Origin of the sequence: Streptomyces sp. NBC_01446, from assembly GCF_026340095.1 — a bacterium.
Taxonomy (GTDB): domain Bacteria; phylum Actinomycetota; class Actinomycetes; order Streptomycetales; family Streptomycetaceae; genus Streptomyces; species Streptomyces aureus.
In genome coordinates this window covers 1-26,411 of record NZ_JAPEPO010000002.1, presented here as the reverse complement: position 1 = coordinate 26,411, position 26,411 = coordinate 1, and the positions used below count along the sequence as shown (strand labels likewise).

Sequence of the window (26,411 nt, the reverse complement as noted above, 5' to 3'; positions counted from 1 at the left end):
TGGCAATGTCTCGAACCGCAGGCTCCGAGGCTTCTTGGGGAGATGGCGTGATGTGGGGTCAAGTAGTGGCCAGCAGCAGGTCCTCCCCGCTCGACGGGCGAAGATCGTCGGTGCGGTCGGCGAAGTAGCGCTCGGCGAGCGATTGTCCCGGCACGTGCCGGGTGTCTTTGAAGCCGGCGTCGCGCGCCAGTGCCAGCATCTCGGGCGGGGTGTAGAAGCTGATGAACGGCGTTCCGGATGCTCGTGCGCCTTCTTTGCTGGTCCGGAGAGCGCCGTGGTCGGCGTCGTCGACAAGTTCGGTTGGCAGCAGGAAGGTCATGGCGAGGGTCGAGCCCGGTGCAAGCTCGGCGATCTGGTGCAGGGTGGCAGCGGTGGCGTCTTTGTTGAGATACATGGTGACGCCGGTGGAGACGATGACTGCTGGGCGGCTGGGATCGAAGCCGGCAGTGGACAGCTGCTCGGACCAGGACGTGCTGGCCTCGAAGTCGACCGGCACCAGGTGCAGCCAGTCGGGGATGCCGTAGCCGAGTTCGACCAGGCGGTGGCGCTTCCATGCCTGGGTGCCGGGCTGGTCGACCTCGAAGACGCGAAGGCGGGAGGCGAGTTCCGGCTTGCGCTGGGCGAAGGTGTCCAGACCCGCTCCCAGGATGACGTACTGGGTCACGCCCCGGTCGGCCTGCTCAGCGATCAGGTCTTCGATGTAACGAGCGCGGGCAACGATGGCTGCGCGGAATCCGCTGGTGGCCTGCGGGTCCATGTCCGGGCGGGCGCGCCAGTCATCGCCGGGGGCCGCCAGTTGCAGGCCGATCTCGTCCTCGATCACATGTGGGGGCGGGTCGACCTGGAGGTGCATCGCCCGCCACAGGGCGGTCCGCACTGCGGTGTTGTCGGGCGCTTCGGTCTGCTCGTGTGCCATGGTGCGTCTGCCCTTCGTCGCCGTCAGATCTTGGCGGGGGCCTGGAGGCTCCACAGGCGTCCGTCGGGGTCGCGGACGGTCATCTCCTTGGTTCCGTAATGGGTGTCCTCGAACGGCGTGACTACCTCGACGACAGGATCGGGACGGAATGCGTCTGCGTCGGGCACCTTCAGCACCAGCTCCGTCTGGGGCTCTTGGTTCTCGGGGATCTCGGCGATGAACACGTAGGGACCGTCGCCGTTGCGCAGCTGACCGGAGTTGTGGTCCGTCGCGAACTCCAGCTGGTAGCCCAGCTCCTGGAAGAACTTCGCCGCCTTGCCCCAGTTGTGCGTCGTCAAGAACACGGCCTCGATTCCTTCGGTCGCCATGTCAGCTCTCCTTCTCGGTCGATTGCGGCGTGTGCGAATGGGGCTCGTCGAGGTAGGTGCGCAGTGCGTCAGCGACCAGCGCCGACAGTGACATGCCCGACTCGATGGCGCGGTACTTGACCTGCTTGATCAGCCCGATCGGCAGGTACACGTTGAACTGCTTGACTTCCTCATCACTCACAAGGCAATGCTAGCATGCTAGTAATTTAGCGTGATGGAGGAACGCGCAGACACCGGCCGGTGTTGATCGCGCCGCGGCCCTCCGCTTGAGCCCTGCGGGCCAGTCTTCAAAGCTGTGGTCGAACCCCTCGAGCATGGGGTCCACTTCAGCCGTTACAGCCCATCCTCTACCTGTTGTTGAGGTGATGCTGTGGGAGCGCGATTGCAGAGGCCAGCGTCGCTGTCCGGCAGGTGCTGGCCTACAACCGTTCCGGATCCTCTCGTCCTGTGACGGTGGCAGGATGCTGGGCCATGGGAACGAGAGATGACAGTGACGAGGCGTATGTCGTCGGGCTGTGCAATCGGATCCTGGGTGAGGACGCCTCCACGCAGCACAAGTTCGACTGGCTGCTGGGCGACCCTGGCATGGGCGGCCGTTGTGTCAAACTGCCGGTCGATGCCTACTGGTCTGGTCACCAACTCGTAGTCGAGTACCGGGAATTGCAGCATGACCAGCCCATGCCGCACTTCGACAAGCCGGATCGCCTCACCGTGAGCGGAGTGCATCGCGGCGAGCAGCGGGCCCTCTACGACGCCCGCCGCGACACAGAGATCCCCGCACACGGGCTGAGGCTTGTCGTCGTCCGCCCCGCCGACCTCGACGCCGACGGCCGCGGACGGCTGCGTCGAAGTGAAGAAGCCGACATGGCCGCGTTGCAGCAGATCCTGGCCCGAGAGAGCGACGAGGGCCGCGTTAGCGACACCTTCCGGACCTGGCTCCTGGCACAGGGCTGGAAGCCGGTGAAGCCCACGGACCGCTGGACCGACCTGGAGGCTGTACGCGGGACGGAGCGACTGATCTGCGAGGTCAAAGGCCACACCAGCGAAAAGGGCATCGACGCCGACATAGCCTACGGGCAGCTGCTGCGCCGCATGACGAGCCAGGACCCCCACATCTGCTACGCGCTCGTTGTGCCCTCGGCATCGGTGAGCGCAGTCGAACGGGTTCCGGGCCACGTCCGTGAGCTGCTGCGCATCGCGGTGTACGAGGTGGCTGACGACGACAGGGTGCGCCGACTGGTTGAGTGAGGGCAACGGGAACGGTCCTGCCTGGGGCGCAGGGATGGTCTGCCACGGGGCGTGAGGCCGACGACAGTCCTTCGCCTGACTTGACTCCTCCCGCCGGGACTTGGGTGCCAGCCTCCGGCATACCGACGTGGTCGAACACCAGCAGTTCGGGAACGGCGCGATGCCGGATCACATATGCGGCGACACGGATTCTGGGTCGGGTCATCCCGGCATTGTCCGTGAACGACGCCGTTCGTGTGTCCAGCCTGGCAGCGTCCTCGGCTCAGGGCACCTGCGGCACGGTGGCTGTCGCGCCGAGGCCCTTTCATGATTCACATCTGACTGTCTGCCAACTTCGTACGCATCTCGGGAGGCTCAGCCTCATCTCGCCAGAATTCGGAGCGTCAGCTCCCACTTGTCTCACACCAAGCATCAATGGTCACGTCTCCGCGTAGAGTCACATGCGCCCCAATTCGAACGCCCATTCCTTTAGCGTGAAGACTCCCTGGAGGCGCACAATGCAGCGTGCATGGAAGCAACTTGCAAAGGTCCTCCCTGCCACACTCTTGGTCACGGTCGCCTCGACAGTCACGGCATCCGCCGATAACACCCCGAAGCCGCTCACTGACCCCGTCAAAGCGCAAGCACTGGAGGGCAGACTCGGGGCCGACCGGACAGGCGGCGTGTACTACAAGGAGGGGCGCATCGTGATCGCGGTCAGCGACCCGGCGGCGGCGCAGACCGTACGGGACGCGGGCGGGATCTCGAAAGTGGTGACGCGCAGCAAGGCTGAACTTGCATCCATCCACCGCGAACTCGACCGGCTGGGGGGCATTCCCAATACGGCCTGGGGCGTCAAGCCGGATACCAACCAGGTGTCCGTCAAGATCTTCGACGGAGCGCCCAGCGACAGCCGGGCCCGGATCGAAAAAGTGGCGGCTGCTCATCCGGGTGCGATACACATCGACCGGATCAGGAGCACGCTGAAGTTCAAGTCCACCGACCTCCGCGGCGGCAATGGCATTACATCCGACGGCTATCGTTGCACTGCCGGGTTCAACACCAAGAACTCCTCGGGAACGATCTACACACTCACTGCTGGCCACTGTCCAGGTAGCGACTACTACATGGACTGGAACAACCAAAGAATTGGCTACGTGGCCTATTCCCACTTCGGCGGTTCCGGCGGCGACCAAGCCACGATCAGGGCGAACGACCCCGGCATCAACCCACTCGGGACCGTCAGGTACTGGGGTGGCACCTACAAACAGATCGACAGCTCCCGTTTTGCGATAATCGGGGAGCACATCGACCGGATCGGAGTCTCCAGTCAAGATACGACGGGCAGCGTCACCAACCCGCGTATCACGGTCAACATCGAGGGCACCCAGGTGGAGGGCCTGTTCGAGTCGAACGTCTGCGCTCTAGGCGGCGACAGCGGGGGGCCGGCGCTCAACGGTTCAACGGCCCTGGGCCTGCTCTCTGGCGGCACTGGCGAGACGGTGTGCAACTCCTCCTCCAGCGGTAGTTACTTGAACTACTTCATGCCGGTGCAGAAGGTGCTGAACGATCACGGCCTACACGTCTACTGATGGCCCGTTGCCCGCTGCTGCCGCAACCAGAGGAACCTGTTTCGGATCGGCCGCGTCACACTGACAGGACGGCCGATCTCACTTCTCGTCCGGGAGTTCACATGCGGGTTGCATCATCGCGCTCCGTCAGCCTGCTTGCAGCCGTGGCCTTGGCTGCCGCCTGCCTGGGCGCAGTCTCCGGTTGCGGCAGCCAGCAGAAGGCCGGCGACAGTCATGAGGAGCCGGCGCACCGTGCTCGGAAAGTCGCCGCGGCCTGGGACGGGTCAGCGGCATCTGCCGCGTGGCGTGCTGGCTACCACCCCATGGGGGAAGTAGTCCAGCTGCCGCGGGGCGGCCTGCGAAGCAATGCTGATACGCGGGCCTACCAAATCCAGAGTTTCGTCCTGCGGGGCACGTTGCCCGCCACCCGGCCGAAGAGCGGCCGGGTGGCGTGGGCCGGGGGCGAATCACTCACGCGACCGCTGACGGGGGTGGACGAGTCGTACAACACCCTGGCTGGCGGCCGCAAAGGCGGAAAGCCACACCTGGCTGTGACGGGGGCGAAGCTGGGTGAGATGAGGGTGGACACCAGCCGCGGTCCGGCAGTGGTGCCGGCCTGGCTGTTCACACTCGAGGGTTACGACTCCCCTCTCAAGCAGGCCGCGGCCGTCCCTTCGAAGCTTCCCCAACCGCCGATCAAGCGGGCCAGCAACGTTCCCGGTTATCCGATCGATCGCCTGGTCAAGATTTCCGCAGACGGGCGAAGGGTATCCGTGGTTACCCTTCAGGGTGCCTGCGACAACAGCCCGAACGTGCATGCATGGGAAACACCCGACAGCGTGGTGCTCTCAGCTGACGTCACGGGCAAGAAGCGCGATGGCGTCTGCACCAAGCAGGGGAAGCTGCAGCAGGTGACCGTGAAGCTGGACCGCCCCATAAGGGACCGCGTCCTGCTCGACGCGATCACCGGCAAGCCAGTTGCCTTCAAGCCGCTGCACGGACCCTCGCCAAGCTGGAGCTGATCCGAACACATCTGCGGTACGGGCGATGTATCCACGCAGCGTCGTCTCTTGGTCGAGGCAGTGACCCTGTGGGCCGGACACGGAGCGGTGCTGGACGCATGGGTGAGGACTTACACCTGGTGAGACCGGAATAGAAGCCCACCGCACACGGGAGCTACCGCAGTAGCACTATTGCCGCCCGAGGCTTTCGCAACAGGCCCTCGGCGAACATCGGCCCGGGGGCGCTCCAGGGCCCCGGGGAGAGTCGCGTTCGCCCGGTTTGATCATGGAATCCCGTGGAGGGTGAGCGTGGCTGCGGCGTGTGTGTGGGCTCGCCGGCCGCTGGCGATGTTGGCCCATCCGGAGCGGTGGAGGGTGGCGCGGGCAAGATCGCGCAGGGCGCTCATGACGGCGGGGGTGCGATGCCGGCGGATCTGACTGGCGTCTTCGGCGAAGGTCACGTCTTTCGTCCAGTGGACGGTGTTCTCGATGATCCAGTGGCCGCGCGCCCATGCAGCGATCTCAGCGGGAGACGCCTGATGGGTCGCGAGATCGGTGACGGCGTAGACAGTCTCTGTCACTGCAGCTGTAGTTCTTGATCACGGCTGGTCGTGACGGCGGTGTCGTTGCTGGTGGCACGCTGTCGCAACGGCTTGGTGGCGGCGGCGCCAGGCGGTCCAGTGCAGGACGTGATCCCGGTCGCGGACTGGTGGGGGCAGCGCGAGGGCCCGCAGGAGACGGATGAGTTCGGGGCAGGTCAGCGGGACGAGTTCAGGCTGCTCCTCGGTGGCCTCGTGGACGGCGGCGGTCGTAAGGGCGAGGACAGCGGCGGCGATCAGGGAGAACAGCGACCAGCGCATCCAGGAGTTCCAGCAGGTCACCTGACCCTGGTCGAGTCCGGTGAAACCCTTGGCGAGTTGGAAGGTCTCCTCGATCCGCCACCTGCGGGAGATCACTTGGACCAGTGTGCCCAGCGAGACGTTGCCGGGAGTCCAGCAGCGGAAGTAGGACACCTCGCCGGTGTAACGGTGCCGCCGCGCGACCAGCACACTCGTCCCGGCCCCTACGCCGGCTGCGTTCTCGTTCTCGTTCTCGTTCTCGGCGGGAGCATCGTCAGGACGGACATCGAGCCAGGCCCAGTCGTACTCGCGGGTGCCCTTCGTGCCGTGTCCGGTCTGCCTTCGCATCCACTGCCCGGGCCGCACCTTGTTGATCAGTTTGCGGGCCTCCCACCGACGGCCGGACCCGTCGGTGACCTGATATGTAGCGGCGATCCCGACCGTGTAGCCGAGTCCCAACGCCCTTACCCCCTGGCGCAGTTCGCGTCCGCAGTACACCTCGTCGCCCGCGAACCAGCGGGCCTCGATCCCGGCCGCGAGCGCATCGGTGACCATGGTCAACGCCTGCTGCGGCTTCGTCGCGAACCCGATCTCCTCCGGCACCCCGGTCGCTCCGCGGCGTTCCTCGTCCGAGGCCCAGTCCGCCGGGAGATACAGGGCCCGATCGATGATCACCTTCGTCGTCGCGGTGACCACCGCCAAATGCACCGCCACCTGGCACAGTCCCACGCCGCCGATCGCACCGGAGTACTGCCGGCCGGCGCCCACACAGTCCGTGGACGACTTTGCGTCGCCCGTCTCGTCCACGACCAACACCACGTCCTGCCCGGCGAGTTCGCCAATCACCAGGCGGGTGATCTCCTTCCGGGCCTCCTCGTGGTCGAACCGGGCACGGGACAGCAGGTGCTGCAGCCGGTGCGGGCCCGGGTGTCCCAGCGCCTGCGCGAGCGTCCAGCAGTTGCGCGTGTCCACTTCCAGCAACAGTCCAGCGACCAACTCCGCCGCTGTCGTGCGCGTCTCGCATCGCGCGAAGCAGCCCGAGACCACCGCCATCGCCCTCCCGAACGTCTGGCCCCACGCCCGCTCGACTATCGTGGCCTCCACGGCCACCGCGTCTTGATACGTCGTCACAAACGTTCATGATCGCGGTGGCCGTACTTGCGCCCGCCCGCACCCCGGCAAGCCGCTGAACAGCGAAGACGACGGAACTACAGCTGCCGTGTCTGTCTGCCACTTCGATGTGCCGATTCGGCGGCGTTTGCGGTGGATGCGAACAACCTGGCGAGCCTGGGGGAACAGCAGACCGTCCACGCTCACCACCTTCGCCTCGCGGACCTCCTCCCGGCCGTGCCCGCGGTCGCGGGACTGATCGAGGACCGGTACCTGCTTCCAGGGCAGTTTGGTCAACTGACGGGCCAGGGTGGGCTGGTTGTTCTTCACCGACAGCAGGTAGTGGGCCTGGCGGCCCTCGACAAGGTAGCGAGCGTGACTCGGCTGGGCGTGCAGGGCGTCGACGGTGACGACGGAGCCGGTCAGATCCTGATCATCGGGGGTGTCCAGCAGCGGAGCGAACTCGGGTATCTCGTTCGTCTTCGCACCGATCTCGCGTAGAGCGGCGGTCAACGCATCGTGGTGGCGCACTGCGGACAGGACGAAGACGCGGCTGCCGTCCGCACGGACGGCTCCGCGTAGGCATTTGCCGTCCACGGCGAAGGCCGTACGACGTGGTTGCGGCGGGTCCGTCTCGTGCTGGGCGGTGCGGTGGGCGCGGCGCTGTTCGCGCTCTACGGTCCCGTCCGGGGTTGTTGCGGATATCGGGCGGGCCTGGAGTGTGGTGAGCCTGGTGAAACCGGCGGCGGTGAGTATCGCGGGGTCGACGCGGGCAAATACATCGCGCAAAGTGCGCTCGCCCGGAGCCTTGAACCGGCCGGTAAAGGGGTCGAAGGGGCAGCCCAGCCGGGCCAGGACATCCTGGTCGCAGCGGCGTACCCACTCGGCAATGGCGGTCAGGGAGTTGTGTCCGGCGCTGGTGAGTGCACATACGCCGACCGCGAGCAGCGTTGCCAGCCGGAACCGCACCCCACGCGGAGTCCTCGGATCTGGCACCTGGGCCAGTGCGTCGAGCAGACCGGACGGCACCACCACCTCGGGCCGTGACGCTCCGGACGCGGCCTGTGGCAGGTGCAGAGCGGACGGATCAGATGATGGTGCAACGAGCACGGCGACCTTACCGGAACCGGGCTGGTTCACCGGTCGGTGCCGTGAGTTCCTTGGTCATGAAGACGCGGCTGGTGCCTGGCGGATCGCAGGGCACCTCTCCGAGCCGCTTCCACCCGTGGTTCTGGTAGAAGCCGGGGGCCTGGAAGGTGATCGTGTAGAGCACGGCCATGCGGCAGCCACGGGCACGAGCCTCGTTCTCGGCCTGCCGGAGTAGCTCTGTTCCCAGCCCGCTACCACGCAGCCGGGGCGGCAGGTAGAAGAGGTCGAGGAAGAACAGCCCGAGCGAAGTACGCCCGGTCAGTCCGCCGACCACCTGGCGCGTTTCGGGATCACGGACCAGGACGGCCAGAGGTCTGCGGTCGGCGATTCCCGTGTGTTCGATGTTGAAGCGGTCCAGCGCGTCGGAGATTGCCGCGACGTCCTCCGATAGGGGGGAGTCGGTAAGCACCCAGTCCGTCTGGGGTTTGGGCTGGTGGGAGGCGGTGACGGCAGTGTCGGACGCAGGCATGGTTGCTCCAGTACGTGAGCGGATGCGGGTGCAGGGCCGGTGAGCCAGGCGCACGAGCCGACGCTAGGACCCGGACGCTTCGACGGACGTCGAAGGGACGTCGGCGACAATGGGTACCGTGGACATTCAGCGCGCAGACCAGGATGTGGGTGTGGACCTGGCGGGCGTGGCCAAACTGGTGGCCGACAACACCCGGGCCGCCTTCTGCCTTGCACTGCTCGACGGCCGGGCGTGGACGGCGAACGAGCTCGCGCGCTACGCCGGAGTCGCACCGTCCACCGCGACCTCGCACCTGAACCTGCTCGTAAACGGCGGACTCCTCGTCGAGGAGCGGCACGGACGCCACCGCTACGTACGGGTGGCCGACCTCAGAGTGGTCGAACTGATCGAGAGCCTTGCCGCGCTGGCCCCGAAGCACAGCCCCCGGCCACGCTCGCTGGCGGCCTCCGGCCGGCAGCAGGCACTGGCCGGCGCCCGGCTATGCTACGACCACCTGGCCGGAACCACCGCGCTGGCCATTACCGACGCGATGGTCGAACGCGGACTCCTGGAGTGGGGGCCCGAGCCGGGCCTGACCGGCAAGGGCGCCCTCTGGCTTGCCGAGGTCGGCATCACGGTGCCCGTCGGCTCACGCCGGCCACCGGTGCGCGCCTGCCTCGACTGGACCGAGCGCCGTCCCCACCTGGCCGGCGCGGTGGGCGCCGCCCTGTCCGCCCACGCACTTGCCACCGGGTGGATGACGCGCATCGGAACCAGCCGCGCCCTCCTCGTGACACCCGTCGGCCGCCGGGCACTGCACGACCACCTGGGCCTGCCACCAGCTGAACTCTGATCCTGAACCGGACCTGACCCTGCCACACCTACGCGTGATCAAGCCGGGCGAACAGGACTCTCCCCGGGGCCCTGGGGGGCGCTCCGTCGCAAGTCGTGGCGTCAGGCGGTCCGTTGCCACACCCGGAGCGGCCGCTTGCGCGGCCTGAGAGGGATGGCGCGGGCGCTGCCCCGGTTTAAGGCGAGGCCCACCCAGCGTTCACGGCCGGGTTGAACGGCAGCGGAGGAAGGAGTAGAGCTGTTCCGCCCGGGATCAGGGGGTTGCGAGGGCTGGAGGGGAAGCCATGGACTGGGGGCAGAAGCGGGTGTGGCGGCGATACGCGAAGAAGCAAGGGTGGTCGGTCGTTGCGGTCGTCTTGCTGTTCTGGGGCGCGTCGATCGCAGGGCTGACCTGGCTCGGATTCTTCAATTGGCGTCGTCTCCGGATGACGGACGATTTCGCGGCGATCTCCTCGGCGACGCTGGGCGCCCTTCTACTGCTCTGTTTCGTGGAGTTCTACATGCTCGCGAAGAAGGGCGTGGAGCGGATGGAGAAGTGGAAGACCGCAGTTGAGGCGTATATCGCGGATCCGGATGCTTCGGGGTCCGCGGCCGCATCGGGAAGTTCGGTCCTGTTCGACGGCATGAAGACCCTGATGTGGTTGGTGACTGGGGGCGCTGCCTTGTGTGCCCTGATGGGGAGCGACCTGGTCGTGGTGGGCGTCTGGGCTGCTGTTGACGGGCACGGGCCAGCTCGGTGGCTGGCCTGGGGAACCTGCGCCGTGGTCATCGTGGGGATCGGCGGGGTCCTCTCCTACATCCTCCTCAAGATGTACCTGTCGTTCCGGACGATCGCCGACGGGATCGCCGACGGGACTGACAAGATCGACAGCCGAGAGGCGAGCGAAAAGTTCGCGCAGAGGTATCGGGCCTGGCTGAAAGACCCGGAGACCGCGCCCTATCACCCCCTCTTCGGCATTCTCAAGGCTTCCCAGGACCGGCAGGCGAATGAGCAGGCAGCTGGCGCACCCCATGGCCCTGGCCAGCCGTAGCAACACCCACGCACCCGCAGCGTGTACTGCGCCGCCGGGCCTCGCTGCCCGGGGACAGGGCCGCCCTGGCGGAGGGGGCAGTCGCGGAACCTGTCAACGCGATCAAGGCAGGTAGTGCGGTCTATCCCTGTGCCGGGATCGTTTGATCGTCGTGTCGGAGGTCGGCGGGCTTGTTGATCCAGGCGGCCTCGGGGAGTTTCGGGGGTTCGGGGGCGGCGCGGACGAATCGTTCGGGGTGCTGGCGGTAGACGCTCGCGAGGACGTCGGCGCGCATCTCGCGGAGCTGGTCGGCGAGGCCGAAGTGCACATCGAAGGGGGTATGCATGGCTATTCCGGAGTGCCGGTGGGCGAGGTTGTACCAGTCGAAGAAGCCGGTGCACCAGGCGCGGGCGTCCTCGATGCAGCCGAACCGCTCGGGAAAGTCATGCCGGTATTTGAGGGTCTTGTACTGACTCTCCGAGTACGGATTGTCATTTGACGTCTTCGGCCGGGAGTGCGACTTGGTGACGCCCAGGTTGTTCAGCATCTGTGTGACGTTGTGGGCGATCATCGGCGAACCGCGATCGGAGTGGATCGTCAACTGGCCTTGCTCGATAGGGTATTTGGCGATCGTCGAGGACAGGAACTGCTCGGCCAGCGCCTTGTTCTCGGATGCGGCGATCATCCAGCCGACGGTGTAGCGGCTGTAGATGTCGATGATCGTGAAGAGGCAGAAGTAGCTGCCTTTGACCGGGCCCTTCAGCTTCGTGATGTCCCTTGTGTCCTGAACATGGAAAGGAAGCGTATAGGTAGCTTTCTGTAAGTGGTGCTGTATGGATGATGAAGGATTGCTGGCCCTTCGAAGTCGCCCTGCGGGGGGAGATTTCAAACCACCTCATGCTGCGTTGGCTGAAGACCGTCGTGGTGAGCGATGAGGAAAAGGCATCGGAAGAGATGTCAGGTGGGGACCGGGAAGGCGAACGCAAGTGAATCGCTGCTGACGTGTCGTAAAACAATCAGGTGGCGTCGAAACCGGGGTGTGGGATAGATCCCGGGATGAGCCTGGCGGGAGCCCGTCTATTGGCCAGGTGGCGTCCGGCATGTAGGCGACGTGAGCCCGGTCTGCGGCATCCGTATGGAACAGGAGAAGGCAGGCCTCGGTACTGTCCACCGCCCGACGGTGGACGAGAGGGAGAACCCCGAGCAGCAGAATCTGCGAGGGGCCGAGTACCGATCCGGGTCCTGCTGGCGGACCGGTCCGTAGTAGTGGTGAAGCCCCTGTAACGGGGGTGGAGCGAAGGGGCCGGGCCGTCCGTGACTGTGTTGATCGCATCAACCGGAAGTGCTCCGGGAGGAATTCGGTGGGCCAGTTGAAGTCGAAGACCAAGCCGTTCGAGGTCTCCAAGTGGGAGATCAGGGATGCATGGGAGGAAGTCAGGGCAAACAAAGGCGCCCCGGGTGTGGACGGGCAGAGCGTCGAGGACTTCGAGAAGGACCTCAGGGGTAACCTCTACAAGGTCTGGAATCGGATGTCTTCGGGCTCCTACTTCCCGCCCCCGGTGCGTGCGGTGGAAATCCCCAAGTTGCACGGAAGCGGCACGAGAATGCTCGGCATTCCCGCTGTTGCGGACCGAGTTGCACAGACCGTCGTGGCCAGGCATTTGATGCGACGGGTGGACTCAGTGTTCCACCCGGACAGTTACGGATACCGACCTGGACGGTCCGCCTTGGATGCTGTGGAGAAATGCCGGGAACGCTGTTGGAAACGAGGCTGGGTCGTCGAGTTCGACATCACCCGGTTTTTCGACAGCGTGCCCTGGGACCCAGGGGCATTGCGTGTTCGCGATCGGTCCGGTTCGCCGGTCTCGCGTGTGACGTGACGTCATGTTCCGGTACCAGGTGGGATGTTCCCGGGAAGCAGGACAGGCACGGCGCTGGTGATCATGTGGTTGTCGAGACCCATGAGAACCGAGCGAGACCGTGCCTGCCCGAACATCATCTCCCATGCCCGCCAGGCTGGACCAACTGGCCCTCCCGAACCTCCGCGTCACCCAGCAGGACGCCGCCGACCTGCGTCGCTTCCTGATCTGGGTGCCCGATCCACGCGGCCTGCGAGGACGGCGCTATCCCATGCTCCCGCTGCTTTGTGCGGCCGCCGCCGCAGTCCTGGCCGGCGCCCGCTCCCTCGTCGCGATCGGCGAATGGATAACAGACGCCCCGCAGTCCGCCCTGAGGCTCCTCGGCTTCCCGGCCGACCCGCTCACCGGCATCCGGCCGGTGCCGCACGCGGCCACGGTCCGCCGCCTGCTCCAACGCGTCGACGGCGATGCCCTCGACGCGGCCATCGGCGCATACCTGAAGGCCCGAACGCCATCGTCACAGCTGTCCGAGCCGCCGCCGAAGCCGTCGTTGCGGGCGATCGCGGTCGACGGCAAGACCGTGCGCGGCTCCCGCACCACCACGGCCACCGCGATCCAGCTGCTTGCCGCGATGGACCACCACGGCGTGGTCCTGGCCCAGCGGCAGATCACCTCCAAGAGCAACGAGATCCCCTCCTTCCAGCCCTTGTTGGACACCATCGATCTGGAGAACACCGTGCTGACCACAGACGCCCTGCACACCCAGCACGCCCACGGCGCCTACCTCCGCATGCGCGGCGCCCACTACCTGGCCGTCGTCAAGAAGAACCATCCCGCTCTGTATGCGCAGGTCAGGAAGCTGCCGTGGGCCGACATCCCGCTGGAGCACCGCACCCGCGACAAGGCCCACCACCGCGTGGAGATCCGCCGGCTCAAGGTCGCAGCCTTCCGCCACCTCGACTATCCCGGCGCCCGCCAGGCCATCCAAGTCGTCCGATGGCGAAGGGAATTGAGTACCGGCAAGCTCACCATCGAGCGGGTCTACGTGATCACCAGCCTGGACATCTACGACGCCACCCCGGCCCAGCTCGCCGCCTGGATCAGAGGCCACTGGGGCATCGAGAACCTCCTGCACCACGTCCGTGACCGCACCTTCCGCGAGGACGACTCCAAGGTCCGCACCGGCCACCTGCCCCGCACCATGGCCGGCCTGCGCAACCTCGCCGTCAGCCTCTTCCGCCAGAACGGCGAGACCAACATCGCCGCCGCCCTCCGCCACACCAGCCGCGACTACCACCGCCCGCTGTCAGCCCTCGGCCTCACATGACCAACCCGGACAGATCGCGATCATGCAATGGCCCTGCCCTGGGACCTCCTGGTCAAGGCGGTGGGGGCACACACCGACGCCGTCTGGGTGAAGTTGTACGTGCGCAGGTGGCTCGCCGCCCCGCTCGTCATGCCCGACGGTTCCCTGCTGCATCGGGAACGCGGAACCCCGCAAGGGGCTCCGGTCTCACCGGTGATGGCGAACCTGTTCCTGCACTACGCGTTCGACATGTGGATGGACCGGGAGTTCCCGGCCGTCCAGTTCGAGCGGTATGCGGACGACGCGGTGATCCACTGTGTCACGGAGCGACAGGCTCGCGAGGTCCTGGACGCGCTCCAAAAGAGGATGGTCGAGACCGGGTTGGAACTGCACCCGGACAAGACCCGGATTGTGTACTGCAAGGACGATAAGCGTCGCGGCTCGTACGAGCACGAGGCGTTCACGTTCCTGGGCTATACCTTCCGCGCCAGAAAGGGCCGGGATCGACGGGGAGTTCAGTTCCTGTCGTTCACGCCGGCCGTCAGCAAGGAAGCCCTGAAGAAGATGGGACGGGAGGTGCGGTCCTGGCGGCTACACACCCGCTCGGATCTGTCCTTCGTGCAGCTCGCCCGCAGGATCAACCCTGTGGTGGCGGGCTGGGTCAACTACTACGGCCGTTTCCGGCCGTGGGAGATGAACCCCGTCCTGCGGCGCATCAACGCCTATCTGGTGCGCTGGATCCGACGGAAGTACGAACGGCTGGCGCCGAAGCGCAAGGCCATTGCGAAGCTCCAGGAGATCGAGAAGCGATATCCGCGGATGTTCGCGCACTGGCGGGTGACGATGGCGATCTCGGTGGTCTGACGATCAGGGCGGCAAGAGCCGTGTAACGGGAGACTGTTACGCACGGTTCTGTGAGGGCCGGGAGGTGAGATTCCTCCCGGCTACTCGGCACGACCACACCCGGTTCGGTGCGGTGGCGATCAGCTCGGGTTTCTTGCGTGGCGGATGCGTGGCCTGCCGGCGCCGTTCGCGCACCTCGCCGTGCTTACGCAGGATCCGGTACATCGTCGCCTCCGAGCACAGGTAGACGCCGCGGTCCAGCAGTACCGCGCAGATCTCGGCGGGCGCCATGTCGACGAACTCGGCCGAGCGCAGCACGGCCAGGACCTTCGCCTCCTCCGTCTCTGTCAGGGCCCGCGGATGCCGCTTGCGCTCCCTGTTCGGCCGCGCCGGGGCCGGGGACTTGCGGTGGTGTCGATACCAGGTCGCCCGGCTCAGACCGAGTGCGGTGCACGCCTGCACCCGTCCCACCAGCAACGACAGCGATTCCAGGGCCTTGGTGCGGGCGGCCTCGAAGGCCTCTGCCGGTCTCGTCTGCGGCGGCTTCCTGGTGGCCGTCACGGCTTCTCGCCCGTCGTCTCGTCGCTGCCCGTGGCGAGTTGATCCAGCAGCGCGGAGAGTTTTCCCTGCACCTCGATGACGGTGCGGGCCTTGCCCAACTCGCTGCGGAGCTTGGCGTTTTCGGCTTCGAGCCGGGCGATCTCCTTCTCTCTCGGATCCGCCTTCGGCCGGCCCGCAGGAGCGGCGAGCGCCGCCTTCGCGCCGCTGTCTCGCTGCTGGCGCCAGTTCGTGATCAGCGACGAGTACAGGCCCTCGCGCCGCAGCAGGGCACCCTTGCCCTGCTTGTCGAGCGTCTCGTACTCGGCCAGGATCCTCGCCTTGTACTCCGCCGAGTACCGCCGCTGCCCGGTCGATCGGGGTGTCACCTGCGGATCCGGGGCCCCGTGGTCGTTGGTGCTGGTCACTACGGGCACTCCTCCTTCTCCGCCCTCGACTCAATGAATCATCCAGTATGCCTGGCTTGAGTCACATTGACAGAGAGGGAGCTCTAGCTCCTGGCCGTCTGCGCCCTTTTGGGGCCGGGGAGAGGCCAGGATGCGCGGGGTCGCGGTCAGGTACAGGCGGAAGTCGGCGGGGATGCGGGCGTTGTCGTGGATCGCGGCCCAGGGCCGGCCGACGTCCCCGGCCGTACCGTGAGCCTCGTCCGTTTTACCGGACGCTGAGCTGAGCGTATGGGGGCTGAGATGGCGTTTTATGTGTCGTACATGTGCGTGATGCGTGGCATGGGTTCGGTCTATCGGTTGAAGCGGCTGGGTTGGCTGTCGATGTCGTCGAAGGTGTTCCGGTGACGCTCTGCTGTGCCGGCGCAGCACGCCGAAGCGCAGAACGAAGCGATGCCGTAGCTGACGGGACGGCAGAATAAGGTCGGTAAGTCACCCGTCAATGAGTCCGTTGTGCAAGGCCGCTCGGGGGAGATCGATGACGACACACCATGGCCTGGACGGTGAGGCACTGGAGCGGCTGCGAATCCTGACCGAGCAGAATGTCGTGGGCATCTGGGCCGGCGAGGCTTTCTGCGGGACCGGGTTTTTGGTGACGCCTGACACCGCCCTCACGTGTGCGCACGTGGTGGCCGGGCGCGAGGAGGGCAGCGTGACGGCGACGGTCGGGGGACGCACCGTCGCGATCGAGGTCATGCGTCTTATGCCCGAGGCGAAGGGTGCAGGAAGCACCTACGGCTTTCCGGATCTCGCCGAGGTGCGGCTGAGTGAGCCCGCACACGATGTGCAGGGGGTCTGGCTTGGTAGTGCGGGTCCAACGCAGGCGGCGTCTGTGTCCATCCACGGATTCAGCGGTCACACGTTGGAACCGGGCGTCCAGCCCGACACTCTGCACCTCACGGTGGCCGGTCGGAGCGGGCGCTTCGTGCGGCTTCAGTGGGACCAGGTGGTCCAGGGATTCAGCGGCAGTCCGGTGCTCGATACGACGACGGGGCGTGTGTGCGGGGTGCTCAAGGCGTCACGCCACGAGAAGGGAATGTCGGGGGGATGGCTGATTCCCGTCGACGCCGTGGAGGAATGCTCGCCGGGGCTGCTGGAACGTAACCATGCCGCGCACCGGCCCGGGACGGTCTGGTTCGATCTCGCCCGCAACCGCAGGGGACGGCAGGCAGACCTCTTCGGTCCCGAGCCCGGCGGTCCGAGTTCGGGAAACACGCCAGCGCAGATGCTGGCACGCGGAGCAATGCCGTTCGTGGACCGCCCAGAGCTCAGCGAGCTCCGGAACTGGTGCTATGAACCCGACGAACAGTTGCTGCGCCTGTTGTACGCGCCGGGCGGTTCGGGCAAGACCCGCCTGTCCGCCGAACTGTGCCACCGACTGCGGCACATGGGCTGGATCGCCGGATTCGCAGACAGGGAGTTGCTCGGCAACACTCTGTGCCGACACCAGTGGCTGGAAGGCCTCACCGCCGCGCTCGGCGCAGGTTTCCCCTGCTTGGTGGTGTTCGACTATGCCCAAGCACGGCTCGACGACATCAGCGCTCTCATGGCGCATGTCCGCCGGCACCGACCTGATGGCATCACCCTGCGTGTGCTGCTGCTGGCACGTTCCGAGGAGCCGTTGTGGCGTGCGCTGAAGGAGGAGTTCGAAGCACGCTACATCGAGGACTGGGCTTTGAGGGGCGCGAGCTCACAGAGGCTGCCCAACACGCTGAGCGCCAAGGATCCCGGCACCCTGGTCACCGAGGCGTTCGGGGAGTTCGCGCGCCTGCTGGAATGCCCGCGGGTGTTCATGCCGCCGTCTCTCGCGCGCCGGGCCGGCCGGCAGGACTCGGTTCTGGGAATGCTTGCGGCTGCCCTCGACGCCGTCCTTACCCTGCGCCAGGGCGAGGAGTGGAAGGAAAGTGACGATCCGCTGGCACGGATCTGTCAGCATGAGATCACGGGGTGGTACACGTTGCTGGAGGACCGTCTCGGGACGGGCGGTGTCCTGGCGGGGCGTACCGGCCGGATGATGGCAGAAGGCCTGTTGCTGGTGCCGACCCTGGCCCAGCGGCGAGACTGGGGTGAGCTGACCGCGCTGCTGACGTCCGTGCGCAGGACTGCCTTCCCCGGGCAGCCGCCTGTCAACGCCGCTGCAGTGCATTCCTCCTTACGCGCGCTGTATCCCGCAACGGAAGACGACCACGTCGCGCCCCTTGAGCCTGACCGGCTGGGCGAGATCCTGGTGCGGCGTGTGCTGGCGGAGCCCGAGAGTTCAGGCGACGTCGGCGCCTACCTCGGGGCTGTTCTGGATGTATCCGCGCTTCGGAACAAGCAGGCGCGGACCAGGGCCGTGTTGGAGACACTCGACGTCCTGGCTCGGGCCCGTGGCTGCACGACCGTGGGCCGGGTTGCGGACCATCCTGCCCACACGGTCCTCGACCGGGCGCTTGCGCAGGTCGTGCGCGACAATCCCCGAGTCCTGGTGCCGGCCCTCGTGACAGTCGGTGCCCGCGTGCCGCACGCCGAGCCCCTGGTGGACCTGATCCAACCAGTGCTGGAGACCTGCGAAACCGACCTGCTTTGCCTTGTCGAACCCCGTCTTCCCGGCTATCCGTCCAGCCTTTCCGCCCTCTCGGCGCTCGTGCTTCAGCGGCTGCTCCAATTGCCTGACGCGGAAAGCGACGACACCAGTCGGCACATCCGTCTGAGGCGCTTGCGTAGGTACAGCCTGCGACTGGAGGAGAGCGGACACCGGGAGGATGCCGTGCGGGCAGCTGACGAGGCGGTCCTGCTCAGCCGCGATCTTGTCCGCAGGTCCGCGCAATATCGGTCCGACTACGCCGCGGCGTTGCACAACCTGAGCCTGCTGCGGCACCGGTCCGGGCAGACGGAGTCGGCGTTGGAGCTCAGCGTCGAGGCTGTGTCCCTGTACCGGCAGCTCATCGGCAGCAATCCCGATATGCGGCATCGCACCCTCATGGACATGGCAGGTGCGCTGAGCATGCTGGCCTTGCTGCGGCTTGGAGATACGCAGGTCAACGGCGCGGCCCGTGATGCCGCCGAGGGCGTCATGCGGTGCGAACAGGTGCCGGAAGGAGCTCGTGATAACGAGGTGTACCTCGCCTGCCTGGAAACCCTGGCCGAGTGCCGCCACCGCATAGGCAAGACCGAGGAAGCACTCACCTCCAGCATGCAGGCGGTCGAGCGGCTGGAGGAACTGATCAGGCTCCGGCCCGGCCGCTATCTCGCCCGGCTGCCTGAGACCCTGCAGCACCATGGCTTCGGGCTGATCCGGGCCGGGCATTTCAGCGAGGCCTACCAGGCGCTGAGCCGGGCGGCGACGGAGCGCGCGGCGCTACCGTTGCGTACCTCGCCGCGACTGCGTGAGCAGCAGGCGCTGGTGCTCCAGGTGCTGCTCCAACTCAGTGACCAACTCGACGAATTCACACACGAACACTCATCATGGGTGCAGATGAAGACTGTGCTGGACGGTCGCACGAGCTGAGAGGAGCCCGGCGCCGATGGACAACGAAGCGTCTGCCCACGCCGAACCCCCACCCATCCGGCGGCAGCGGGCAGTGGAGGTCTTTCGGAACCGCTTCGGCGCGCTGTTCAACGATGAAGTGCTCTCGCCGTCGGGCAAGCAGGGCCGCTATCTGCGCTGGCAGTGGTCCCACAGCGGAGTGGTGATCGTCCCCATGGGGCGGGACGGCTTCGCGTTCGTTCCCACGTACCGATACCCGATCGGCGAGGTCTCCCTGGAGTTCCCCCGGGGCGGTTGCGAAGCGGATGAGGATCCAGCTGTGGCGGCCGTACGGGAACTACGGGAGGAGACCGGCTTCGACTGCGCCCCGTCCGCACTGCGCCCACTGGGCGTCATTCACGCCGAGACAGGCCTGATCGAATCGGACGTGCACGTTTTCGCCGCCGAAGTCCGCCCCACCGGATCGGCAGGCGCCCCGTCGGCCGCCGAGCCGGAGGCCATGGAGTCGGTGGCCGAGCCGGTCTGGGCCTCGCGTACGGAGGTGGTGAAGTGGCTGCAGAGCGGCAGCGTCACCTGTGGCGTGACGCTGGCTGCCCTGGCGCTTGCAATCGCAGATGGCTGCGGCACCGGCTCCGGGTCGCCGATGTGAGCGGCATTCGGCTCAGCCGACATACGCACCCGTGATCACGCGCTGCCGCATCTGCTGTGCGTCGAGTTGTCCGATGTCGGCCGCGCCGTCTGCGGCCGGCACACTCCGGTCGACGACCTGCAGGTCGAGGTAGTCCTCGTCCCCGTCGGCCGCCGGCACATCGAGTCCGGCGCCGAGCGCGCCGGTCAGAGAGTCCTGGGAGATGCCGAAGCGCATCAAGTTGTGGTTGCCGTCCAGGACCGCCCGCGCGCGTTCGTCGGTATCGCGGAAGGCACGGACGAAGGCCTCCTGCATCCACGTGCTGAACTCGGCCATGGCCTCCACCAGTTGGGACAGGTCTGGTTGGCTGCCTCGACGCAGCAAGCCCAGTTGGCGAACGAGGACGCTGCGGGACGGCTGCTCGGTGGCCTCCAGGAACACCTCGACCGGCAGTCTGCCCAGCAAGAAACCGTCGAGAATGCTGGCGGGCAGCGTGGTGCGCTCCAGGACCGTGCGGGCGGCAGTGGTGGCGGGTAGTTCGACGCTGCGCGGGGCAGCGGTCCCGGCTCCCAGCACATGGGGGAGTGCCTGGCGGTACGACTCGCCCGCGGCACGGTCCACGGCGGCCAGGGCGAGCACGACTTCCGTGCTTCCCGACGAGCCGGTCCGGAAGGAGTCCTTCCAATCTCTGAGGGTTTTGAAGTACAACGGCTTCTGCCCCCTCACGAACTCCAGCGCGGCTTCAACCGTTGCGCGCGTCTTTCCCCCGGCGTTTTGCGTCTGCTCCTCCAGCAGCCGGATCACTCCAGACTTGAAGGCAGCCGATACGGTGTCAAGGCGGTAGGTGACCGCGCGCGCATGCGTCATGCGGTCCATCAGCTCCGCGTATGCGGCACTGGGCACGTGTTCGACTTGCCGCAGCTTTTGAGCATCTCGGACGGCCGTCAGCGTCTGCCCGTCCCGGCACGCGACCCGGATACGGCCGCTGTCCAGGAGCGGCGCGAGATCCGATCTTACGGCGTGGCCGACGGCTTCCTGAGAGGACACCAGAGCACGGAAGAGGGGCGTGTTGAGCGACTGCGAATCGCCAACGAGCAGAGTGTCGGAAAGTAGAACGTGGAACAGCACACGTGCCCGGAGATCCTCGGCGCTTGCGATAGGGGACTGCCGATGGATCTCGACGTCGGAGAGGTAAACCCTCTCTGACGACAACCAGGCATGCTGGTCGACCATGATCACTCCCCGCCATAACCGTTAGGTGATTGTAGGTGACCGATCGCCGGACGTCCCGGAACCGGGCATCCTCTCCCAAGAGAGTCGACGAGCCAAACAGGAGGAGGGCACGTGTCCGATGCGGTCCAGGCAGTCATGCCGGACGGAACCTCGATATGGGTGCGCGTCAACGACGAAGACGAGGGACCCCGGGACACCGGCTTCGGTGACCGCCTATCACGGCAGCTCGGCGATCTCCCCCAGACCCTGGAGACCGTCACGCGCAGCGTCAGGTCCGGACTGCGGCGCGCGGCCCCGGACGAAGTGACGCTCGAATTCGGCATCGAAATCGCAGCCAAGAGCGGCCAGCTGGTGAGCGTCGTGACGGAGGCCGGAGGCAAGGCCACCCTCAAGGTGACAGTTACCTGGCGCAAAGGGGAGCCCGCAGTGAGCGCCGTGACGGAAACACCCCGCGAGGATCCCGAGGAGGACCCCGAATAACAGGCCTGCTGCTCGTGCCGTGCGGTACGCCGATGGCCGCTCCGCGCCCGGCGTACCACCGGCGCCCTCCTGCACCGTCTCCGATGAGAAGAACGGTCCGGCGTCGCAGCCGCCAGCAAGCTGGCGCTGTCGCGGACCATGCCGCGCAGCTGCCCCTCTGCAACCCCGTGCAGAACCGGAGCCGATGGTGTCCTCGGCTGATCTTTCACGGCCGTTCCTGGAGCGGCTGTACGCCCTCGTCGCCGATGCTCGAGCTATTGTGGATCTGCGCGGTGGCGGAGACCGCCCGAAGATCGCCGATCGAATCACGGCGGAGGACCTGGTCGCGGTGCAGACCTTGTCGGTGACCGTTCCGGCGTCTGTCGCACTGGACATTCTGGAGGGCCCTCTCGGCGCGCGGCTGTCTGGTCTGCTGCACGCCATACCCAGGGACATCAACATGGTCGACGCCGACGCCGACGCGGATGTCGTGGCCGACGGCTCGCCGGCAGACCAGGCCTGGCACCTCCTCTGCGACCAGTACGGAGTTGACTGGGTGATCGCTGGGAAGCTCCTGGCTCGTAAGCGTCCGCGGCTGCTTCCGGTCTACGACAAGGTGGTGCGTTGTGCGCTGGGCCGCCCGCGTCCCTCGTTCTGGCTTGCGCTGCATGCCGCGCTGCGCGAGGACGGTGCTGCGTTGCACCGCCGACTGCTGGAATTGAGGCGGGTAGCGGGGGTGCCGGAGACGGTGAGTGCCCTGCGGGTGTGCGATGTGGCGGTGGGGATGGGGCACCGGGCGGAGGGGCACGCCTGTCCTCGCTGACTTCTGCAGCGAGGTTGCCCTTCCGGCGTTCTGGCGTGTGAGGGTGACGGACTTTACCAACCGTCACCGGAGTGTGTGTGACGTTCGCATGGACTGCTGCGGGGGCGCGGGCGTTGCTTGTGGACTGGGATAGCAGGTGCCGTCCCGCCGGGTACGGCCCGGTGATTTCGGAGGGGGCGGCAGGTGGTGGGTGGCCGGTTGATGGTGGGTCAGGTGCGGGTGCAGGAGATCGTCCGTGCCGGTGGTCGGGTCTGTTACACGGTCGTGGACGCGGACTGCTCGGTGGTGGCGGAGGCGGACGGGTTCCTGCGTACCTGCGCGGCGGGTACGGACCGTACGTACGCGTATGTGCTGGTGGATCATCTGCGGTGGCTGCGGTTCGCAGGCCTGACGGTGGAGGCGGTGTCACGAGGATCTGCGGCACTACATGGCGGCTTTGGGCGCGGACTATCCGGGGCCGTTCGGTCTGCCGTGGCGGGAGGGGAAACGCCCTTACGGGCACAGCGCGTTGAAGACCGCGGCGGCCTGCCTGAAGGGCTTCTACCTTCACCTGGGCACCCTCGGCGTGAACCCCGCACTGGCGGAGGCACTGCGTGTGACGCGGTTGCCGACGCGGACGGACCGGCGGCGGGCGATGCTCGGGCATGTCCTGCACAGCATGCCCGCGAACCCCCTGGCTCCGGCGGAGCGGGTGCGCCGGCATCCGAAGATGCTGCCGGAAGGCGCCCGGGATCTGCTGCTGGGGGCGGTGTCGTGCGCGCGGGACCGGATGGTGGTCACGTGGCTGGCCGACGGCGGGTTCCGGGTCGGTGAGCTGTGCGGGCTGCGTCTGGTCGACCTGCACCTGCGTGAGCAGGCCGCGTGCGGTCAGTGCCGGGGGCCGCACGTGCACATCTGCCATCGCGAGGACAACGCCAACCGGGCCCGGGTCAAGACCAAGTCGCCCTGGACCTGGCAGGACAACACCGTGTGCGGCGGGACGGTGCGCCGGGCGAGCCCGGCGATGATCCACACCTACTTCGAGTACATCACCACCCAGCACCCCGCCCAGGCTGTCCACGGCATGCTCCTGGTCGGCCTGCACGGCCCCTCCCGAGGCCAGCCGTGAACCACGGCCGCGGCCCGCGGCATGCTGCGCCGCGCCGCAGCCCGTGCGGAGATCGGCCGGGTGTTCCCGCACACCTTCCGGCACAGCTTCGCCACCGCAGTGCTGGACGCCGCACGGGGCAACGCGGTGATCGCGCGGGAGGCCGGCGGCTGGGCCTCAGCGGCGACCGTCGAGCAGGTCTACGGCCACGTGGACGTCCACGACCCGGTCTTCACCGCAGCGCTGGAACAGGTGTGGGGGACACAGCCGTGATCCCGCTGACGCTGCTTCCCGGCCGCACCGACACCACCCGCATCGGCCGTGACCGGCTCGAACTGCTCACAGCCCTCATCGAGGCCCCCGCATTCGACCCGCTCTTCCGCGACACGCTGATCTTCATCCCGCCTCAGCACCCGGTGTTCGCCTGGCAGTGCGGCGTCGACGGCTGTGAACGCATCCGCCGCGTCAGCCACAACCTGTGCGGTTCCCACTGTCTGGAGTGGGAACAGGCTGAGCGGGCCGGCCAAATCAAGCGCGCACCGCCTGCGGGCCGCGCTCAATGTCCGGTGGGCCAGCGCCGCCGTGCGCAATTACATGCGGCTCAACCACAAGCTGGGCCAGGCCGCTCCGCTGTCGGGGACCTTGCCTGCAAGAAGGTGCCCGGCGGGCAGGGCTGTGACCGTCTGTTCGGCGTGGTGCGATCGCCTGGGGACGGAGTGAGTGAGGGCTGGGGCGGGTGAAGGCTCTGGTCTTCGTCTTGTCGTGCAGTTGTTCGTCGGCGGCCGACGGTGAGTGTTTCATGCGGTCAACTCACACCGAAGAACGCATGGGTGAGTGAATTCCTCGATTCCAAGTATGAAGTTTACCAAGTTACTGAGTGGATTCTGTTACGATGATCGGTAGTTGAGCGTAATGGGGAGGGTGAGTGGGGCAGGGCCGGGAACCGCTGGCGGGGACGGCATTGAACGTGTCCGAGGCCCGTGCGGAGCTTTTCGCCCTGGTGAAGCGCGCCGAGGAGGACGGGGCGGTGACGCTGATCCGTAAGCGGGAGGATCGTGCTTTGTTGGCGCCGTTGGACCGGTTTCCGGCGGCCCGGGAGGCCGACGCATACCCGTCCCACGCGCTGAGTGCGGCACAGAAGGACTTCGGTGAACTCATCGCGCTGGCGGCTCAGGGCCGGCCGCAGGTGCTGCGGCGAAGCCGCACGCCCGTCGCGGTGCTGCTGCCCGCGGGCACGGACTTTCGGACCCACTTGTCTGATCCGGCCGCTGCCATGGGCGCGGCATCTGCGGGAGGTGCGGTGAACAGCCAGGGCCATGAGCAACGCGGCGGCGCGCCGCGCAGACTTGTTACCCTGGGCGACGCCATCGGTGCTGTGCTTGCCTCGGGCCCGACCGGCGGCCCCACGTTCGCACTGCCCGGGCTTGACGCTGCGACAGGTGGTCTGCAGCCCGGCCGGCTCACGCTGGTGGCCGCCGCCCCGAACGTGGGTGGGAGTCTGCTGGGGCTGGCTGCCGCACGGCAGAGCGCGCTCGTCGACAACCGCCGGGTCCTGTACGCGGCGTCGGGGCCGAACCAGGCCGACATTATGCGCCGGATCATTTCCGCGCAGACCGGAGGTGACTACCCGCGTCTGAAGCAGGGACACCTGACCGCTCACGAGCAGCAGGTTGCCCGGGAGTTGGTCCAGGCGCCGTTGCTGATCGACGACGGCAGCGAGCTGACCGCCCAGGCGATCGCGGAGACCGCCCCGTATGTCCAGGACCTGGCCCTGGTGGTCGTGGACCGGCTCCAGGCCGCCCACAATCCCCGGCTTCCCCTGTCCGGTGACCGCCTCCCGGACGCCTCCCAGGTCCTGGCCTGTCTCGCGCGCACCCTGCACGTGCCGGTCCTCGCTATCGTGGACAGCGCCGACCCCGCGCTTTTGGGTCTCCTGGACGCCGACGTCCTGGTGACGCTCGCGCCGACCGGGGACCCTGCCAGGGTCCAGGCGACGGTCGCGGAGCGTGACTTCGGCGCGATCGGCTCGGCATACCTGTGCCCCGATCTGCTGCACGCCCGTTTCCTCGACACCGCCCCCGCCCCTGTGGGCCGTGCGGCGGGTGAAGAACCCGCGCGGAATCTGGGCAGCGTCATGGAGCGGGAGTTGGCCGACGCGGCGCTGCCTTACACCTCCGGCGCCCAGCGGGGGCTGCCGGCTCCGGTCACGCATGTCCTGTCCGCACTACGCACCGCGCTGGCCCACAGCAGCCAGGAAGCCCTTGACGAACTCGGTCCGGAGCTGGCCGAGACTGCTGCGGCGCCCCTGCAGCTGCCGGACACCGCCGAGGGGCGCCGCCTTGCCGCTGCGCTGTACGCCTACAACACCGCCGTGTCCGCCGCGACCACCGGGCAGCCCGCCGCCTCCCAGCCTGCCGTGGACAACGGACACGGTCTGGACGGCGAAGACGACGCAGAAGCAGAAGTAGAGCTTCAGCCGGGGGACGAGGAAGACGAGCCGGAAAGCGCGCCCTTCCCCGCGCTGAAGCTCCTCAAGGACGCGGTCTCCCGTTCGAAGATGCACCCGATCAAGGTCATCCGCACCGAGGAGCGGGAGAGTGGTCCGTGGCCGCTGATCAGTGAGCACATGGACGGCGAACCGCGCTGGGTCCACCCCGACGTCACCAGCACACGGGTGCCCTACATCCGGGAGAACGGGAAGCGGGTCCGGCGAGATCAGCTCGATGTGCCCGACGCGTTCGGCGAGGGGGCACTGTGCCTGATCGACCGCAACGGCTCTTACCCGTCCGCGTGTTCAGCCGTTCCCCTCGCACCGAACAAGCTCCTGCACACCGGGCCCCTCGAGGCCTTCGACAAGGCCGGTGCCGGTATCTACCTCATCGACCTCCCCCAGTGGCCGCGCACGGACATGCCGCACCCGCTGGGGCGGATCATCGAGCGGCCCGACGAGCAGGGCCGCGTGTGGGTCACCACCCCGCACATCAAGCAGTTGGCCAGGCTCGTGCGCGAAGGCCATCTCGCTGCGATGCCGGCCATCCACGATTCCTGGACGGGGAAGGCCAACGAGTCCCTGTTCAAGCCCTTCTACGAAGCGGCCCGCAAGGCGCGTATCGAGCTCGTGCAGACCGGCGGCGACCCGTACAAGGCGTACAAGACGCGGCTGTCCATCGCGCTGCGTCTGCTGTGGCCCAAGCGCCCGGAACAGCGGTCCC

General features: G+C 67.1%; 26 protein-coding genes and 3 pseudogenes. 17 read left to right on the top strand and 12 right to left on the bottom strand.

The window, feature by feature from the left end; all coding sequences use genetic code 11:
* Positions 1 to 58 precede the first annotated feature (58 nt).
* From OG456_RS37455 to OG456_RS37445, 3 genes are read right to left on the bottom strand one after another with little or no spacing between them, the layout of a single operon-like run.
* Positions 59 to 916, bottom strand: a complete 858-nt coding sequence (locus tag OG456_RS37455) for a class I SAM-dependent methyltransferase (protein WP_266569598.1) — start codon at positions 914 to 916, stop codon at positions 59 to 61.
* Between the two features lie 23 nt (positions 917 to 939).
* On the bottom strand, positions 940 to 1,284 hold the full coding sequence (locus OG456_RS37450) for a glyoxalase/bleomycin resistance/extradiol dioxygenase family protein (protein WP_266569597.1): 345 nt from the start codon (positions 1,282 to 1,284) through the stop codon (positions 940 to 942).
* A gap of 1 nt (position 1,285) precedes the next feature.
* A complete protein-coding gene (locus OG456_RS37445) occupies positions 1,286 to 1,465 on the bottom strand; it encodes a CopG family transcriptional regulator (protein ID WP_266569596.1) in 180 nt (59 codons plus the stop codon).
* 290 nt (positions 1,466 to 1,755) lie between these two features.
* Between OG456_RS37445 and OG456_RS37440 the strand changes: the two genes are divergently transcribed.
* The gene (locus OG456_RS37440; RefSeq protein WP_266569595.1) at positions 1,756 to 2,532 is read left to right on the top strand and encodes a hypothetical protein; all 777 of its coding nucleotides are present in this window, start codon (positions 1,756 to 1,758) and stop codon (positions 2,530 to 2,532) included.
* A 70-nt stretch (positions 2,533 to 2,602) separates the two neighbouring features.
* Here OG456_RS37440 and OG456_RS37435 read toward each other — a convergent pair.
* Positions 2,603 to 2,737: pseudogene (locus tag OG456_RS37435) on the bottom strand (DNA mismatch repair protein MutT); the annotation flags it as partial.
* Positions 2,738 to 3,029: 292 nt separating this feature from the next.
* On the opposite strand from OG456_RS37435, the gene OG456_RS37430 reads away from it, so the two are divergent.
* Positions 3,030 to 4,103, top strand: coding sequence for a S1 family peptidase (locus tag OG456_RS37430; protein WP_266569594.1), 1,074 nt, complete (start codon positions 3,030 to 3,032; stop codon positions 4,101 to 4,103).
* A gap of 101 nt (positions 4,104 to 4,204) precedes the next feature.
* A complete protein-coding gene (locus OG456_RS37425) occupies positions 4,205 to 5,104 on the top strand; it encodes a hypothetical protein (protein ID WP_266569593.1) in 900 nt (299 codons plus the stop codon).
* Positions 5,105 to 5,367: 263 nt separating this feature from the next.
* On the opposite strand, the pseudogene OG456_RS37420 reads toward OG456_RS37425, so the two are convergent.
* From OG456_RS37420 to OG456_RS37405, 4 genes and pseudogenes are all read right to left on the bottom strand, one after another.
* Positions 5,368 to 5,661 (bottom strand): annotated as a pseudogene (locus tag OG456_RS37420) (transposase); the annotation flags it as partial.
* A gap of 21 nt (positions 5,662 to 5,682) precedes the next feature.
* Entirely contained in the window at positions 5,683 to 7,053 is a 1,371-nt protein-coding gene (locus tag OG456_RS37415) for an IS701 family transposase (protein ID WP_266569592.1), read from the bottom strand.
* Positions 7,054 to 7,140: 87 nt separating this feature from the next.
* A pseudogene (locus OG456_RS37410) lies at positions 7,141 to 8,064 on the bottom strand (ISAs1 family transposase); the annotation flags it as partial.
* Between the two features lie 85 nt (positions 8,065 to 8,149).
* Positions 8,150 to 8,650: a GNAT family N-acetyltransferase gene (locus tag OG456_RS37405; protein ID WP_266569591.1), complete on the bottom strand. Its 501-nt coding sequence runs from the start codon at positions 8,648 to 8,650 to the stop codon at positions 8,150 to 8,152.
* Positions 8,651 to 8,759: 109 nt separating this feature from the next.
* On the opposite strand from OG456_RS37405, the gene OG456_RS37400 reads away from it, so the two are divergent.
* Positions 8,760 to 9,482: a helix-turn-helix transcriptional regulator gene (locus OG456_RS37400; protein WP_266569590.1), complete on the top strand. Its 723-nt coding sequence runs from the start codon at positions 8,760 to 8,762 to the stop codon at positions 9,480 to 9,482.
* Between the two features lie 283 nt (positions 9,483 to 9,765).
* Positions 9,766 to 10,512 carry a hypothetical protein gene (locus OG456_RS37395; RefSeq protein ID WP_266569589.1) on the top strand — a complete coding sequence of 249 codons (747 nt, stop codon included), beginning with the start codon at positions 9,766 to 9,768 and terminating at the stop codon, positions 10,510 to 10,512.
* 121 nt (positions 10,513 to 10,633) lie between these two features.
* On the opposite strand, the gene OG456_RS37390 is transcribed toward OG456_RS37395, so the two are convergent.
* On the bottom strand, positions 10,634 to 11,380 hold the full coding sequence (locus tag OG456_RS37390; protein WP_266569588.1) for a DDE-type integrase/transposase/recombinase: 747 nt from the start codon (positions 11,378 to 11,380) through the stop codon (positions 10,634 to 10,636).
* Positions 11,381 to 11,852: 472 nt separating this feature from the next.
* Here OG456_RS37390 and OG456_RS37385 point away from each other — a divergent pair, with 472 nt between their 5' ends.
* The 3 genes from OG456_RS37385 to OG456_RS37375 all read left to right on the top strand — a co-directional run bounded on the left by OG456_RS37385 (position 11,853) and on the right by OG456_RS37375 (position 14,520).
* Positions 11,853 to 12,371 carry a reverse transcriptase domain-containing protein gene (locus OG456_RS37385; protein WP_266569587.1) on the top strand — a complete coding sequence of 173 codons (519 nt, stop codon included), beginning with the start codon at positions 11,853 to 11,855 and terminating at the stop codon, positions 12,369 to 12,371.
* Between the two features lie 124 nt (positions 12,372 to 12,495).
* Positions 12,496 to 13,677 carry an ISAs1 family transposase gene (locus OG456_RS37380; RefSeq protein ID WP_266557116.1) on the top strand — a complete coding sequence of 394 codons (1,182 nt, stop codon included), beginning with the start codon at positions 12,496 to 12,498 and terminating at the stop codon, positions 13,675 to 13,677.
* Between the two features lie 27 nt (positions 13,678 to 13,704).
* Positions 13,705 to 14,520, top strand: a complete 816-nt coding sequence (locus tag OG456_RS37375) for a reverse transcriptase domain-containing protein (RefSeq protein ID WP_266569586.1) — start codon at positions 13,705 to 13,707, stop codon at positions 14,518 to 14,520.
* A 36-nt stretch (positions 14,521 to 14,556) separates the two neighbouring features.
* Here the strand turns inward: OG456_RS37375 and OG456_RS37370 are convergent, their stop codons facing one another.
* Both OG456_RS37370 and OG456_RS37365 read right to left on the bottom strand, forming a co-directional pair.
* Positions 14,557 to 15,060: a hypothetical protein gene (locus OG456_RS37370; protein WP_266569585.1), complete on the bottom strand. Its 504-nt coding sequence runs from the start codon at positions 15,058 to 15,060 to the stop codon at positions 14,557 to 14,559.
* Complete coding sequence (locus OG456_RS37365; RefSeq protein WP_266569584.1) at positions 15,057 to 15,464, bottom strand: transposase; 408 nt, start codon at positions 15,462 to 15,464, stop codon at positions 15,057 to 15,059. The genes OG456_RS37370 and OG456_RS37365 overlap by 4 nt, the downstream gene beginning before the upstream one ends.
* Positions 15,465 to 15,978: 514 nt before the next feature.
* On the opposite strand from OG456_RS37365, the gene OG456_RS37360 reads away from it, so the two are divergent.
* Together OG456_RS37360 and OG456_RS37355 are read left to right on the top strand one after the other, a co-directional pair.
* Entirely contained in the window at positions 15,979 to 18,990 is a 3,012-nt protein-coding gene (locus OG456_RS37360) for a serine protease (protein ID WP_266569583.1), read from the top strand.
* 16 nt (positions 18,991 to 19,006) lie between these two features.
* Complete coding sequence (locus OG456_RS37355) at positions 19,007 to 19,618, top strand: NUDIX hydrolase (protein WP_266569582.1); 612 nt, start codon at positions 19,007 to 19,009, stop codon at positions 19,616 to 19,618.
* A gap of 12 nt (positions 19,619 to 19,630) precedes the next feature.
* Here OG456_RS37355 and OG456_RS50890 read toward each other — a convergent pair whose 3' ends face one another.
* The gene (locus OG456_RS50890; protein WP_353963598.1) at positions 19,631 to 19,834 is read right to left on the bottom strand and encodes a hypothetical protein; all 204 of its coding nucleotides are present in this window, start codon (positions 19,832 to 19,834) and stop codon (positions 19,631 to 19,633) included.
* A 6-nt stretch (positions 19,835 to 19,840) separates the two neighbouring features.
* Here OG456_RS50890 and OG456_RS50885 point away from each other — a divergent pair, with 6 nt between their 5' ends.
* The 7 genes from OG456_RS50885 to OG456_RS37320 form a co-directional block, all read left to right on the top strand.
* Entirely contained in the window at positions 19,841 to 20,134 is a 294-nt protein-coding gene (locus OG456_RS50885) for a hypothetical protein (protein ID WP_353963599.1), read from the top strand.
* Positions 20,135 to 20,941: 807 nt separating this feature from the next.
* Positions 20,942 to 21,310 carry a CU044_2847 family protein gene (locus OG456_RS37345; RefSeq protein WP_266569580.1) on the top strand — a complete coding sequence of 123 codons (369 nt, stop codon included), beginning with the start codon at positions 20,942 to 20,944 and terminating at the stop codon, positions 21,308 to 21,310.
* Between the two features lie 184 nt (positions 21,311 to 21,494).
* Positions 21,495 to 22,112: a DUF6308 family protein gene (locus OG456_RS37340; RefSeq protein ID WP_266569579.1), complete on the top strand. Its 618-nt coding sequence runs from the start codon at positions 21,495 to 21,497 to the stop codon at positions 22,110 to 22,112.
* Between the two features lie 427 nt (positions 22,113 to 22,539).
* Positions 22,540 to 23,220, top strand: coding sequence for a hypothetical protein (locus OG456_RS37335; protein WP_266569578.1), 681 nt, complete (start codon positions 22,540 to 22,542; stop codon positions 23,218 to 23,220).
* A gap of 21 nt (positions 23,221 to 23,241) precedes the next feature.
* Entirely contained in the window at positions 23,242 to 23,472 is a 231-nt protein-coding gene (locus OG456_RS37330; protein ID WP_266569577.1) for a tyrosine-type recombinase/integrase, read from the top strand.
* Complete coding sequence (locus OG456_RS37325) at positions 23,454 to 23,939, top strand: hypothetical protein (RefSeq protein ID WP_266569576.1); 486 nt, start codon at positions 23,454 to 23,456, stop codon at positions 23,937 to 23,939. The genes OG456_RS37330 and OG456_RS37325 overlap by 19 nt, the downstream gene beginning before the upstream one ends.
* Before the next feature lie 227 nt (positions 23,940 to 24,166).
* Positions 24,167 to 26,411 (top strand): DnaB-like helicase C-terminal domain-containing protein (locus OG456_RS37320; RefSeq protein WP_266569575.1); only part of this gene is annotated, 2,245 nt, incomplete at its 3' end.